Raw genomic sequence first — 12,338 nt, forward strand, 5'->3', positions numbered from 1 at the left:
ACAAGCTAACATGGGGGCATGCGCGACGCCCACCACCCCCACACCCGCGACCTCTCGCTGGTGGAGGTCCTCTCGGCACTGGGCGACCCGGTGCGCCTGGGGCTGGTGCGGCTTCTGGCCGACGGGCGCGAGCGCGGCTGGGGCCAGCTCAGCGCCCCCGTGGCCAAGTCCACCCTCAGCCACCACCTGCGCGTGCTGCGCGACGCCGGCATCACCCGCACCCGCCAGGAGGGCACCCGCTGCTACGTCGCGCTGCGCCGCGCGGACCTCGACGCCCGGTTCCCCGGCCTGCTGGCACCGGTTCTGGAGTCGGCCGAGGCCCACGACGCGGGCGCCGGCGTGCACCTGCGCGAGTCCGGTCCCCTCTAGCGCCGGCGCGCACCGGCGGGTGCGGGGGAGCGGGGAGCGTCCGGCGGGGCCGGGCGAATCAGGGGATGCGCTTGGCGGCCCAGGAGGACACCGTGTGCAGCGGCTGCTCCAGCGGGCCGCGCCCCAGCGCCAGACGCCAGAGGGTGGCCCCGCCCAGCGCGCCGACCAGCAGCGTCAGCGCCAGGTCGTCGGTGACCCACTGCAGCGGCGTGCCCTGCCACAGGCCGTTCTCGGCCACCCAGATCAGCAGCACGTGGCCGACGTAGACGGTCAGCGCCAGCGATCCCACCGCCGCCAGCGGGTAGCCCACCCGCCGCAGCACGGGCTCGGCGAGCAGGCACAGCCCCAGCACCGCGATGGCGACCCCGCCGGCGCCTGCCAGCTCCAGCGGGGTGCCGCTGTGCGGCAGCGCGGTCAGCAGCCACACCCAGTCGTTGACCGGCACCGTGCCGCTGAACCCCTCGGCCATGGCCTGGGCGGTGCTGGTGTAGCCGCCGTGGTCGGCCATGGCGGCGGCGCTGTAGCCGGCCTCCAGGCGCGCGCGCCCGCCCATGGGGTTCATCGCCACCCACGACAGGCCGTAGCCCAGCGCGGCCAGGGCGGTGCCGGTGGCCACCAGCCCGGCGCGCACCCGCAGCGAGGTGAGGTCGAGGCGGCCCACGGCCAGGCCGGCCAGTACGTAGGGCAGCCAGGTCAGCGCCGGGTAGGAGCCGGTGACGAGCAGGTCGAGCAGGCCGCTGCCGGACAGCGCCACCATCGGGTCGTAGGCCTCGACCAGGGCCGCGGGGCCGGCGAGCGGGCCGTCGGCGATCATGGAGCGCAGCCAGAACGAGACCACGGGCCCGGCCGCGGCCAGGATCGCGGCGGTGCCGGCGACGACCTTCCAGCGCTCGTCGATCAGCGGGACGGCCAGCACGAAGAAGGCGGCGTAGTAGGCCAGGATCACCGCGACGGGTGTGCCCAGCATGGTCAGGCCCACCCCGAGGGGCAGGACGAGCAGGCCGCGCACCACGACCCGCCACAGCGCCACGCCCATGGCGCGGCCCTGCACCGGGGCCGAGCCGCCCGACAGCAGCGCGATGGACACGCCGGCCAGCACGGCGAACAGCGCGGCGGCGCGGCCGGAGACCAGGTCGGTGAGGGGGTTGGCGCCGTCGGCGCCCAGCCCCCAGCCCAGCCCGACGTGGATGACGAACATGCCCAGCACCGCCAGGCCGCGGGCCACGTCCACGCCCACCAGGCGCGGGCGCGGCGGGGGCGCGGTGGCGGCGGCGGTCGGCGCGGGCGCGCTCTGGTCGGGCGCGGCGGCCGGGTCGGCGCCGTCGCCGGACCCGCCGCGGGGTGAGGTGCTGGTGCTGTTGGACACCCTCTGAGGATCGCCTGTTCGGAGGCCGAATGCAGGTGTTCCGCTCCGCGGTGACCGGTTGTGGCCGAACCGGGGGACCGGCGGGCTCTGGAGACAACGCGGACGGGGGAGTAGGCGTCTGGGGCGCCGACCGCGGGAGGGCCGCCGTGCGCCCGGATCCCGCGGGGCGCCCGCCGCCGGGCTGACCGCGCCGAAAGGCGTGGCGGATGCCTGCTGCCCGCAGACGCCGCCCGGGGTCCGGGAGTTTCCTCCGCACACCATCCGCAAATGATGCATAACACATTTTATGCATGAAACTTAGCCATATTGGTCGAAAGGGGCGGGGGCGACGGACGACACGGGGGCGCACACGCGGCACGGCGGCACATCAGCCGCCCGGGCGCCCGGGAGCATGGCCTGCGGGCTGCGGGGCGTCCTGCGGGCCGGGGGCCAAGGATCGGAGGCGGGTGCCGTCGTGCCGAAGGGTCAGCGCCGGAAACGGCGCGGGCACCGGCCTGTGCCTGCACCTCGTCCGGTGCGACCACGGCGCGGCGTATGAGGGCAGCAGCTCCCGTACGCCGCACAGCCCGCACGGGCCGGTGTGGACGCGTCGCCGGCGCCGCTGCCGGAGTGAGTCGCCTCCCGGGTCGACCCCGCGCCCGGTGTCGTTCATGCGCGGCCGACGCCTCGGCCGGGACCACCACGTCCGGCGGCGCCACCTGCCCGGGTCGGCGGCGGATGCGTCCTCGCCCCGGCGGGCTTCGGCGCGGCGGCTGTCAGCGGCTCCGGTGCGAGGCCCCGTGCCCGGGGGCACCGCAGGGCCGGGCGGGGTCACCGAGCCGCGCCGGACTGACGGGGCCGGATAGCCGCGAAACACCCGGTGTGCACCGCTTTTCATGCTCGTCCCCGACGCGCCGATAATATACATTATGTAAAGTAAGTCCGTTATTGGGTAGTGCACCGCCGGGCGCTCGCCGCCCCCCTGTGTCACCCTGTGACGGCTCGCGCGGTCGCGTCCCCGCCCCGGTCGGCGGCGGCGCGGCCGGGCGCCGTACGCTCGCGTCGTCGCACCGCGGCGGCCTCCCGTTCAACGAACCGGCGATGCGCCCCGCGCGCCGTGGACGGCGCGTTCGTCCCCGCCCACCGCGCCGCGCTCGCCGAGCCGGTCTTCGGCGCAGCCGGTCCGGTCCCCGGGGTGGCCGAACGCCCGGTCCCGTTTGCTGTGCGCGCCGCGCGGGCGCCGGGCCCCCGGCGCGGGCCAGGTCCCCGCGTCGCGGGTGCCACTCCCCCGCTCCCCTGCGTTTTTGCAGGTGGCGGCGGTCGCACCCGCCGTGTACCGCGACACGCCGCCCACAGCGAGCGTGTCGCAGGAGCCGGTGCCTGGTCCGTGGCGCGCCGTGCTCGGCGGTGGGCGCGGGCGCCGGTGTCGGCGCGGAGCGGATACGCGCGGACACCGGCGGCACTCCCCCGTTTTATGTAATGCCCCATGTCCTGCATCAGGGCACCGGCCTCCCCCGTGCCGCGGCGGTCCGCTCCGGCGGCGGGCGGCGGTCGTGTGGGATGAGCGGGCCTTTCCGGCCGCGGTGCGGCCCCGCGGCTCCCCCGGCCCCGGGTCAGACCTTGGGCACGTGCACGCTGAGCACGGCCGGCCTGCCGCCCTGCACCGCCGCGACGGCCTCTTTGAGGGCGCCGGCGAGCTGGTCGGGGCGGTCGACGGTGCGGCCCCAGGCCCCGCCGGCGGCCGCGGCGATGCCGGGCAGGTCGGCTTCGGGGTCGAAGCCGGTGTTGAAGTCGTCGTTGGCGGCCGCCGCGCCGTCGGGGTGCACGCCCAGGGTGGAGAGTTTGGGCGACTTCCAGCCGCGGTTGTCGAAGACGACGGTGAGGGTCGGGGTGTTGTAGCGGCGGGCGACCCAGTAGGTGGAGGAGGGCACGCCGAAGAGGTAGGAGCCGTCGCCGACGAGGCTGACCACGAGGCTGTGGGGGTGGGCGAGCTTGGCGCCGATGGCGGCGCCGGCGTGCCAGCCCAGGGAGCCGCCGCCGGAGCCGATGAGGCTGCCGGGGCGGGTGGCGCCCAGGTGCTCGTTGACGGTCTGGTAGTTGGAGATGGCCTCGGTGAGCACGATGGTGTCCTGCTCGACGGTGGCGAGCAGGTCGCGCAGCTGGGCGACGAGGGACTGGGGGGTGATGGCGTCGGGGTGGGGCTGCTCGCGTTCGGCCGCGGCGGCGCGGCGCTGGTCGTGCCGGCGGTGCAGGCGGGTGCGGCGCCGGGCGACGGCGTCGCCGTCGGCGAGGCCGGTGTGGTCGATGTGGGTGCAGAGCTGGTCGAGGGCGGTGCGGGCCTGGGCGCGGGAGAAGGTTTCGGCGGGCACGTGCCACAGCGGCATCTGCTCTTTGAGGGGGTCGGTGTCGATGACGAAGATGCGGGCGTCGGGGCGGGGCGGGTTGCTCAGGGGGATCCACGGGACGTCGGTGTCGAGGGCCAGGACGGTGTCGGCTTCGGCGAGGGCGGGTGTGGGCTCCTGGGTGTTCCACTGGTAGCCGGCGTGGAGGGGGTGGTCGGCGGGGAAGTTGAGCCGCATGGGCACCGACTCCAGCACGGGGATGGCCAGTTGTTCGGCCAGGTGCACGAGCTGGGGCACGGCGCGGGGGTCGCGGCCGAGGTAGGAGGTGACGATGAGGGGGGTGTCGGCGTGGGCGAGGGCGCGGGCGACGGTGTCGGTGGTGTGGGGGTCGAGTGCGGCGGGGGCGACGGGGGGTGTGCGCTGGAGGTGGTAGCGGGGGTCGTCGGCCTGGGCGGGGTCGAGGTGCTGCTCCATGACCTCGCGGGCGCCGACGAGGTAGACGGGTCCGGCGGGTTCGCTGGTGGCGATCTGCATGGCGCGGTGGACGAGTTGTTTGACGTTGGCGCCGGTGCGGATCTCGTTGTCGTACTTGGTGTAGCCGCGGACGATGCCGCGCTGGTCGTGGACGTCTTGGATCCACTGGATGAACTCGTTGCGGCTGCCGGTGTGTTCGCCGTACTGGGTGAAGGGTGAGGCGCCGGCGAAGACGAGGACGGGGGTGCGGCCTTTGGCGGCGTTGTGGAGCATGCCGCCGATGTTCTGGGTGCCGCATTCGACGTGGACGATGACGGCTTGGGGGCGTCCGGTGGTTTGGGCGTAGCCCTGGGCGGCGGAGAAGGCGACGCTTTCGTGGGGGCAGATGATCATGCGGGGGAAGCGGTGGGCGTCGCCGTCGGCGCGGGCGTGGGCGTAGGCCTCGACGATGCCGGGGTGGTCGCTGCCGAGGTTGGCGAAGACGTATTCGACGCCGGCTTCGGTGAGGGCTTCGAGGAAGGCGGTGCTGGTGGTGTAGGGCGTGGTGTCCATGGCGCCCAGTCAAGCATCCGTGGTGGGGGTGTTCGGCCAGGGTGTGGGGCTTTTCGGTGGTGTGGCGGGTCAGGGGGTGTCGGGGGGTAGGGCGGTGTCGACGAGGTCGTCGATGATGCGGGGGAATCCGGGGTCGCGCCAGGCGTCGGGCAGGGTGAGGCGTTCGACGATCAGGCCGCTCATGGCGAGGTAGAGGGCGACGGCGGTGCGGCGGCCGCCGGGGTAGCCGCCGTCGACGTGGAAGGCGATGTTGTCGGCGATGTTGGTGCTGATGGCGGCGGTGAGGGCGTGGCGGACGTCGGGTCGGCGGATGCCTTCCAGGCGTAGTTCGAGCAGGGCGATGTAGCCGGCGGGGTCGCGGGTGATGCGGTCGTAGAGGTCGTGCATGGCGGTGCGGACGGTTTCGCGGGTGGGGGCGGGTGCGGTGAGTTCGGCCATGCGGTGGGGGGTGGGGGCCAGGCGGATGTGGACGTGGGCGCCGGCCTGGGCGAGCAGGGTGTCGCGGTCGGGGAAGTAGTTGGAGGCGGTGCCGGGGGGTACGGCGGCGGCGGTGTCGACGGCGCGGAAGGTGAGGCCGCGGGCTCCGTGGTCGGCGAGGACGTCGATGGCGGCGTCCAGGAGTGCGCGGCGGCGGGTCTCGTTGGTTCGGGCCATGGGGGGTGGTGCTCTCCTGACGTGTCGCGAAAAACCACTTCATGTGGAGTACTCCGCCCATAGTACTATGGGGTGCAGTAGTCGGCGAAGGGAGTGGTATGCAGACCAAGAACCTGGTCGGATTCGCGTTGTCGGTGCAGGACCCGGCCGGGTGTGCGCGGTGGTTCGCCGAGCATTTCGGCTTCGGCGTGAACATCGACATCGGCTGGTACGTCAACACCGCATCGCCCGATCTGCCGTCGGTGAGCCTGGACTTCGTGCACTGCGACCACGCGTCCCTGCCCGAGGGGCTGCGGGGGCGGGCGGTGGCCGGGGCGATGGTGGCGTTCTTGGTCGGCGACGTCGACGCCGAGGCCGAGCGGTTGCGCGGTGCGGGTGCGGACTTCGCGCTGGAGGTGGTCACCGAGCCGTGGGGGCAGCGGCGCTTCCAGGTCCGTGGTCCGGAGGGGGTGGTGGTGGAGGTGCTGCAGCTGGTGGAGGCGGATCCGCAGTGGCTGGCCGCCCACGGGTTGTGACGAGGGCGGCGGGCGGCGGTCGCGCCGGCCCCGCCCTTGAGCGGTCGCTCAAATCGGTTTAGGCTGCCGTTTGAGCGACCGCTCAAAAACGTCTGTGCCGGGAGGTCGGCCGTGCAGCTGTATGTGGAGACCGCCATCGCCGCCCCGATGGAGCGGGTGTGGCGCCGCACCCGCGACCCCGCCCAGCACCGGCGCTGGGATCTGCGCTTCTCCTCCATCTCCGCCTTGGACGGCGACGCCGGGCGCGCCCAGCGCTTCGCCTACGCCACGCGCCTGCTGCCCGGGGTGGTGATCACCGGGACCGGGCACACCACCGCCGAGCGCGCCCGCGCCGACGGCATCCGCACCTCGGCGCTGCGCTTCGCCTCCGACCACCCGCTGAGCCCGATCGCCCGCGGCGGCGGCCACTGGCGCTACACGCCGCGCCCCGGCGGCATCGACTTCGCCACCGGCTACCGCTACCGCCCCCGCTGGGGCCGGGCCGGCCGGGCGGCCGACGCCGTGATCGTGGGGCCGCTGATGGACTGGGCCACCGCCTGGTCCTTCGACCGCCTGCGGCTGTGGTGCGAGGAGGGCACCGCGCCCGAGCGGCTGCGCGGGCGGGCTCTGGTGAATACGGGCCTGCGCGCGCTGCTGCTGGCGGCCGCCGCGACGGCGCTGCCGGGCTGGGCCGTGGCCGCCCTGGCCGCGGCGGCGGTGCTGCTGCCGGTGCCGCGCGGCGTCCCCGCGGCGCGGCGCTGCCGCCGCCGGCCCGCCGCGCCCGCGCCCGCACCCGTCCGCGCGGGGCGGGGGGCCGTTCGATGAGCGCCGCGGAGACTCCCCCGCTGTTCGTGCGCGCGCTGGGCGCCGACTTCCAGCGGCTGCACCCCCGGCTGCAGCACCGCTTCTCAGCGGGGCTGTCCACGGGGCGGGGCTGCGTGGGCCGCGGCGTGATGCACCGCGTCTGGCACGGCCGGTGGCCGGTGCGGCCGCTGCTGGCGCTGGGCGCGCTGCGCAACGTCCTGCTGCCCGAGGCCGGGGAGAACGTGCCCTTCACCGTGGTCAACGCGCCCTACCGCGACTCGTTCGGCCGCGAGGCGCTCACCTTCGTGCGCAGCTTCGCCTTCCCCCAGCGCCGGCGGCGGTTCGACGCCCACATGGTCTACTCCCCCGAGCGCGGCTGCATCGTCGACTACCTGGGCACCCACCAGCACCTGGCCACCGATCTGCATGCGGCGGCGGGGCCCGGCGGGGAGCTGCTGATCGAGTCGGGCCGCCACCGGCTGCGCGAGGGCCCCGTCGACGCGGGCGTGCCCGCGGCGCTGGCGGGGCGGGCACGGGTGCGCGAGTCCTACGACGACCGGGCCGGGTGCTTTCGCATCGCGGTGGTGGTGGACAACCCGGTCCTGGGGGCGCTGTTCGGCTACGAGGGCTGGTTCGAGGCCGACTACCCCGACGCGGCCGCGCTGGGGCGGTGCGCCGGTCTGCGGGCGGTGCGCGAGGAGCAGCGCGTATAGTTCGGCCCATGAGCCAGGAGACCCGCACCCGGCTGCTCGCCGGGGCTTTGCAGACCCTGGTGGAGCACGGCATCGCGGGCGCCTCGGCGCGCACCATCGCGGCCGCGGCCGGGGTCAACCAGGGCCTGGTCTTCTACCACTTCGGCAGCGTGGACAACCTGCTGGCCGAGGCGTGCCGCTACGGCGTCGGGCAGCGGGTGGCGCACTACCGCGAGCGGTTCGCCGCCGTGGCGAGCCTGGACGAGCTGGTGGAGCTGGGGCGCGCGGTCCACGCCGAGGAGCGGGCGGCCGGGCATGTGGCCACCCTGGGCCAGCTGCTGGCGGGCGCCCAGAGCCACCCGCGCCTGGCCGAGGCCACCGCGGCGGGGCTGGAGCTGTGGATCGCCGAGCTGGAGCAGGTGCTGGGGCGGGTGCTCTCGGGCGGGCCGATGGCCGACCTGGTGGATGTGGGCGGGCTGGCGCGGGCGGTGGCGGCCGGTTTCGTGGGGCTGGAGCTGTACGAGGGGGCCGATGCGGCCGGCGCCGAGCGGGCGCTGGCGTCGCTGGAGCAGCTGGCCCGGACGGCGGCCGTGGTGGAGGAGATGGGGCCGCTGGCGCAGCGGGCGCTGCGCGCCCGGCTGCGGCGGGCGTCCTCGGCGCCCGCGCGCCGGGGGTAGCCGGCCGCGGGGTGCGGGCTCAGGACAGGCCGCCGTTGCTGGCGATCAGCTGGCCGTTGACCCAGCCGCCGCGGGGTGAGCAGAGGAACCCGATGAGGTCGGCGCAGTCCTGGGGGGTGCCGAGCCGGCCGAGCGGGGTGGCGCTGCGCAGGTGTTCGGCCAGTTCGGCGCTCATCCAGCCGGTGTCGACGGGGCCGGGGTTGAGGGCGTTGGCCGAGACGCCCAGGTGCGCCAGTTCGGTTGCCGCGGCCAGGGTGATGCGCTCCAGTGCGCCTTTGCTGGCGCCGTAGGGCAGGTTGTGGGCGGTGTGGTCGCTGGTGAGGGCGATGATGCGGCCGGCGCCGTGGGGGGCTTGCAGGCGCAGGGCGTACTCGCGGATGAGCAGCCAGGCGGCGCGGGTGTTGACGGCGAAGTGGCGGTCGAAGCTGTCGAGGGTGGTCTCGAGCAGGCCGGAGTCCACCGACTCGCAGTGGGCCAGGACCAGCGCGGTGGCGGGGCCCAGGCGCTCGGTGACGGTGTCCATGAGGCGGGCGGGGGCCTGGGGGTCGGCCAGGTCGGCCTCAACGCCCAGGGCGCGGACGCCGTGGTCGGTGATGGCGGCGTGCAGGGCGCGGGCGGCGCCCTCTTCGGCGCCCCAGGGCATGCGGGCGTCGTAGGGGCGGTAGTAGGTGAAGGCGACGTCCCAGCCGTGGGCGGCGAGGGTGCGCGCGGTGGCGGCGGCGATGTTGGAGGTGCGTCCGGCCCCGGTGACCAGCGCGACGGGGCGGATGGCGGTGTGGGCGTCCATGGGCGCCATCTTCGCCGCAGCCGCGGCGGGGCGCACCGGGTTTTCCTTGCGCCGCCCGGCGCCACCGGGGCGGTCAGCGGCCCAGGAAGTCGGTGATCAGGCCGGTGAGCTGGGCGGGGGCGTCGTGCTGGATGAGGTGGCCGGCGCCGGGCACGGTGTGCAGGCGGGCGTGGCCGATGGCGCGGGCCAGGCGGTGGCCGATCGAGGGCGCCAGCCAGGCGTCGTTTTGTCCCCACACGACGGTGACGGGCATGGGCAGGCGGTGCAGGTCGTCTTCGATCTCGGCGGTGTGGCGCTCGTCGGCCTGGGCGATCTGGCGGTAGAAGGCGGCCTGCCCGGTCGCGCCGAGCCAGGGGTCGGCGAGTTCGGCGGCGTCGGCGGCGCGCAGGGGGCGGTGGGCGGCGGAGGCGATGTAGGCCTCGACCAGGGCGCGGTGCATGGGTGCGGGCAGGGCGGAGAAGACGTCGGGGTGCGCGGCGACGAGGCGGAAGAGGTCGCTGCCCCAGGGGCGCAGGCTGACGGCGTCGACCAGAGCCAGGCGGCTGTAGGCGGCGCCGTCGAGCAGGGCGCTGCGCAGGGCGACGGCGCCGCCGAAGTCGTGGGCGACCACGGCGGGGGCCTCGAGGTCCCAGTGCGCCAGCAGCCGGGTGAAGGCCTGCTGCTGGGCGGCGAGGCCGACGTCCTGGTCGGGGTGCATCTGGGAGCGGCCGTAGCCGGGCATGTCCCACAGGTAGACGGTGTGGCGCGGGGCCAGGGCGGCGGCGATGTCGCGCCAGACGGCGGAGGAGAAGGGGGTGCCGTGCATGAGGACGACGGCGGGGCCCTCGCCGATGCGGGTCCAGGCGATGCGGCCGTTGGGTGCCTCGAAGGTCTCGGTGAGTGCGGTGGCGGGTGTGTCGGTCACGGCCCCTCCCCTTTCGTTACCGTCTTTGCGGATATGGCGGTAACGGTAGCAGTTACCGGCATGGCGTGCGAGGCGGTAACATCGCGGGGTGGTCTACACGCGTCCCTGCGCACCGGGCGAGCTCGCCCTGGTCGAGTCGTTCTGCAACACCGCCGCCTTCCTGCACGGCACCGACGCTCTGGCCGACAGCGCCGGCGCCCGCGCCTGGCTGGGCGGGCGGGGCTTCGCCGCCGGCGCTCTGGCACCGGGCCAGGCGCAGCGGCTGCGCGGGGTGCGCGAAGCGCTGCGCGACCACCTGCAGGGCCGCGCACCGGGCCCGGCCAGGGCGCGGCTGAGCGCGGAGTCGCGCGCCCTGCTGGGCCCGCCGCGCTGGCGGGCCGACGAGCCCGCGCCGCGCCTGCTCGGGCCCGAGGCCGAGGGCGCCCAAGGCGCGGAAGGGCTGCTCGCCGCGGTGCTGGCCGCCCTGGCCGCCGCCGAGATCGGCGGCCGGCGCGACCGGCTGAAGGTCTGCGCCGCCCCCGAGTGCCGGTGGGTCTTCTACGACCGCTCCCCCGCCAACTCCGGTAGCTGGTGCAGCATGGAGATCTGCGGCGCCCGCCACAAGATGCGCTCCTACCGCACCCGCCGCGGCTGAGCCCGCCCGGCCCCGCGCGCCGCTACCGGATGTAAAGCATCGGTTGCGATACGCGCGCCGGCGGTGCCCGGGCCCCGCCCGCGGGAAGTCACCCCAGCGAGGCGGCACACCCCCGCCGCCGCGTATACGAGCGCAAAGGACGACGTTTCCATGGCCGAGCACCCTTCGAGAACGCCGGGGAGATCCCTGTGGCGGCGCTACCTCGACTTCCCGCTCATCTACAAGCTGGCGATCGCCCTGGTGGCCGGCGCCGCCACCGGGCTGCTGGTGGGCGAGCCCGCAACCGCGCTGCAGCCGCTGGGCGACGTGTTCCTGCGGCTTCTGCAGATGCTGGTCATGCCGCTGGTCGTGCTCACCCTCATCGCCGGCGTCTCCTCCATCAGCCCGGCCCGGCTGGGCGGCATCGGCCTCAAGGCGCTGGTGTTCTACCTGGCCACCTCCGCGGTGGCGATCACCGCCGGCATCCTGCTGGCGCTGGCGGTCTCCCCCGGCGCCGGGCTGGCCGCGCCCGGCCAGGCCGAGCAGAGCCCCGAGAAGGCGCCGCCGGTGACCGAGACCCTGCTCAACGTCATCCCCGAGAACCCCTTCGCCGCCCTGGCCGAAGGCAACGTGCTGGCGGTGATGTTCGCCGCGATCGCCGCCGGCATCGCGCTGGCGTTCATGCGCGCCGGCACCGACGAGCGCGTGCGCGGCCTGGGCGAGCTGCTGCGCCGCGGCGTGGACGCGGGCGTGGAGCTGGTGTTCCTCATCGTGCGCGGCGTGCTGCACTACGCCCCGGTGGGCGTGTTCGCGCTGATCGCCGTGGTGATGGCCGAGACCGGAGCCGACGCGCTGCTGCCGCTGGCCAAGCTCACCGCCGTGGTCTACGGCGGGGTGGCCGTGCAGATCGCGGTGTATGTCGGGCTGATGGCGCTGTTCGGGATCGGGCTGCGGCGCTTCTTCGGCGCGGCGCGCGAGCCCATGGTGACGGCCTTCGCGACCCGCTCCAGCAGCGGAACCCTGCCGGTCTCCACCCGCGCCGCCCGGCGCATGGGCGTCGACGAGGGCGTCTACGGCTTCACGCTGCCGCTGGGCGCCACCGTCAACATGGACGGCACGGCGATCTACGTGGGTGCGGCCACCGTCTTCGTCGCCAACGTCGCCGGAGTCGAGCTGACCGTGGGCCAGCTGCTGATGGTGGTGCTGGTGGGCGTTCTGGCCTCGATCGGCACGGCCGGGGTGCCGGGGGCGGGGCTGATCATGCTCTCGCTGGCGGTGACCCAGGCGGGGCTGCCGTTCGCGCCGGTGGCGCTGGTGGCCGGCATCGACGCGATCCTGGACATGGTCCGCACCATGTGCAACGTCACCGGGGACCTGACGGGCACCCGCATCATCGCCCGCACCGAGCGCGGGATGATGCACGAGCCCGAGGAGGCCGGCGACTCGGGCCGGACCCAGGGCGCCGCGCCCGAAGAGCGCGCCCAGGCCGCCTCACCGGGTCCCGCCGAGGGTTCGGCGCCGCACCCGCCCGGCTGAGCCGGCGGGGACCGGCGGTCGGCGGCGCCTCATCCGAGCGCGCCGCCGACCGCAGGCGGCCGCCGCAGGCCGGGGGGAGCGCCGGCCCTGGCAGC

At 75.1% G+C, this 12,338-nt stretch carries 12 protein-coding genes; 7 read left to right on the forward strand and 5 right to left on the reverse strand.

Annotation, left to right across the window (positions count from 1 at the left end; genetic code table 11):
- The first annotated feature begins 18 nt into the window (after positions 1-18).
- A complete protein-coding gene (locus ABD284_RS12730; RefSeq protein ID WP_344143092.1) occupies positions 19-369 on the forward strand; it encodes an ArsR/SmtB family transcription factor in 351 nt (116 codons plus the stop codon).
- A 58-nt stretch (positions 370-427) separates the two neighbouring features.
- Here the strand turns inward: ABD284_RS12730 and ABD284_RS12735 are convergent, their stop codons facing one another.
- The 3 genes from ABD284_RS12735 to ABD284_RS12745 all read right to left on the reverse strand — a co-directional run bounded on the left by ABD284_RS12735 (position 428) and on the right by ABD284_RS12745 (position 5,736).
- Positions 428-1,735: a DUF418 domain-containing protein gene (locus tag ABD284_RS12735; RefSeq protein WP_344143093.1), complete on the reverse strand. Its 1,308-nt coding sequence runs from the start codon at positions 1,733-1,735 to the stop codon at positions 428-430.
- Positions 1,736-3,327: 1,592 nt separating this feature from the next.
- Complete coding sequence (locus ABD284_RS12740; RefSeq protein WP_344143095.1) at positions 3,328-5,082, reverse strand: thiamine pyrophosphate-requiring protein; 1,755 nt, start codon at positions 5,080-5,082, stop codon at positions 3,328-3,330.
- A 69-nt stretch (positions 5,083-5,151) separates the two neighbouring features.
- Positions 5,152-5,736, reverse strand: a complete 585-nt coding sequence (locus ABD284_RS12745; RefSeq protein ID WP_344143096.1) for a TetR/AcrR family transcriptional regulator — start codon at positions 5,734-5,736, stop codon at positions 5,152-5,154.
- 98 nt (positions 5,737-5,834) lie between these two features.
- Here ABD284_RS12745 and ABD284_RS12750 point away from each other — a divergent pair, with 98 nt between their 5' ends.
- The 4 genes from ABD284_RS12750 to ABD284_RS12765 all read left to right on the forward strand — a co-directional run bounded on the left by ABD284_RS12750 (position 5,835) and on the right by ABD284_RS12765 (position 8,403).
- Positions 5,835-6,251 carry a VOC family protein gene (locus ABD284_RS12750; protein WP_344143097.1) on the forward strand — a complete coding sequence of 139 codons (417 nt, stop codon included), beginning with the start codon at positions 5,835-5,837 and terminating at the stop codon, positions 6,249-6,251.
- Between the two features lie 111 nt (positions 6,252-6,362).
- Positions 6,363-7,055, forward strand: a complete 693-nt coding sequence (locus ABD284_RS12755) for an SRPBCC family protein (protein WP_344143098.1) — start codon at positions 6,363-6,365, stop codon at positions 7,053-7,055.
- Entirely contained in the window at positions 7,052-7,747 is a 696-nt protein-coding gene (locus ABD284_RS12760) for a DUF4166 domain-containing protein (RefSeq protein WP_344143099.1), read from the forward strand. The genes ABD284_RS12755 and ABD284_RS12760 overlap by 4 nt, the downstream gene beginning before the upstream one ends.
- Positions 7,748-7,755: 8 nt before the next feature.
- Complete coding sequence (locus ABD284_RS12765; RefSeq protein WP_344143100.1) at positions 7,756-8,403, forward strand: TetR/AcrR family transcriptional regulator; 648 nt, start codon at positions 7,756-7,758, stop codon at positions 8,401-8,403.
- Between the two features lie 19 nt (positions 8,404-8,422).
- Here the strand turns inward: ABD284_RS12765 and ABD284_RS12770 are convergent, their stop codons facing one another.
- Both ABD284_RS12770 and ABD284_RS12775 read right to left on the reverse strand, forming a co-directional pair.
- Complete coding sequence (locus ABD284_RS12770) at positions 8,423-9,190, reverse strand: SDR family oxidoreductase (RefSeq protein ID WP_344143101.1); 768 nt, start codon at positions 9,188-9,190, stop codon at positions 8,423-8,425.
- 73 nt (positions 9,191-9,263) lie between these two features.
- A complete protein-coding gene (locus ABD284_RS12775) occupies positions 9,264-10,094 on the reverse strand; it encodes an alpha/beta fold hydrolase (RefSeq protein WP_344143102.1) in 831 nt (276 codons plus the stop codon).
- An 88-nt stretch (positions 10,095-10,182) separates the two neighbouring features.
- Here ABD284_RS12775 and ABD284_RS12780 point away from each other — a divergent pair, with 88 nt between their 5' ends.
- Together ABD284_RS12780 and ABD284_RS12785 are read left to right on the forward strand one after the other, a co-directional pair.
- Positions 10,183-10,728 (forward strand): CGNR zinc finger domain-containing protein, encoded by a 546-nt coding sequence (locus tag ABD284_RS12780; protein ID WP_344143103.1) that lies wholly within the window; start codon positions 10,183-10,185, stop codon positions 10,726-10,728.
- Between the two features lie 150 nt (positions 10,729-10,878).
- The gene (locus ABD284_RS12785) at positions 10,879-12,243 is read left to right on the forward strand and encodes a dicarboxylate/amino acid:cation symporter (RefSeq protein ID WP_344143104.1); all 1,365 of its coding nucleotides are present in this window, start codon (positions 10,879-10,881) and stop codon (positions 12,241-12,243) included.
- Positions 12,244-12,338: the final 95 nt, after the last annotated feature.

Origin of the sequence: Streptomonospora arabica, assembly GCF_039531585.1 — a bacterium.
Taxonomy (GTDB): Bacteria; Actinomycetota; Actinomycetes; order Streptosporangiales; family Streptosporangiaceae; genus Streptomonospora; species Streptomonospora halophila.

Excerpts from the sequence above, each read along its gene's own strand:
- ABD284_RS12770 (WP_344143101.1), bottom strand. The coding sequence starts at position 9,190 with ATGGACGCCCACACCGCCATCCGCCCCGTCGCGCTGGTCACCGGGGCC.
- ABD284_RS12740 (WP_344143095.1), bottom strand. The coding sequence starts at position 5,082 with ATGGACACCACGCCCTACACCACCAGCACCGCCTTCCTCGAAGCCCTC.
- ABD284_RS12765 (WP_344143100.1), top strand. The coding sequence starts at position 7,756 with ATGAGCCAGGAGACCCGCACCCGGCTGCTCGCCGGGGCTTTGCAGACC.
- ABD284_RS12745 (WP_344143096.1), bottom strand. The coding sequence starts at position 5,736 with ATGGCCCGAACCAACGAGACCCGCCGCCGCGCACTCCTGGACGCCGCC.
- ABD284_RS12785 (WP_344143104.1), top strand. The coding sequence starts at position 10,879 with ATGGCCGAGCACCCTTCGAGAACGCCGGGGAGATCCCTGTGGCGGCGC.
- ABD284_RS12750 (WP_344143097.1), top strand. The coding sequence starts at position 5,835 with ATGCAGACCAAGAACCTGGTCGGATTCGCGTTGTCGGTGCAGGACCCG.
- ABD284_RS12760 (WP_344143099.1), top strand. The coding sequence starts at position 7,052 with ATGAGCGCCGCGGAGACTCCCCCGCTGTTCGTGCGCGCGCTGGGCGCC.
- ABD284_RS12730 (WP_344143092.1), top strand. The coding sequence starts at position 19 with ATGCGCGACGCCCACCACCCCCACACCCGCGACCTCTCGCTGGTGGAG.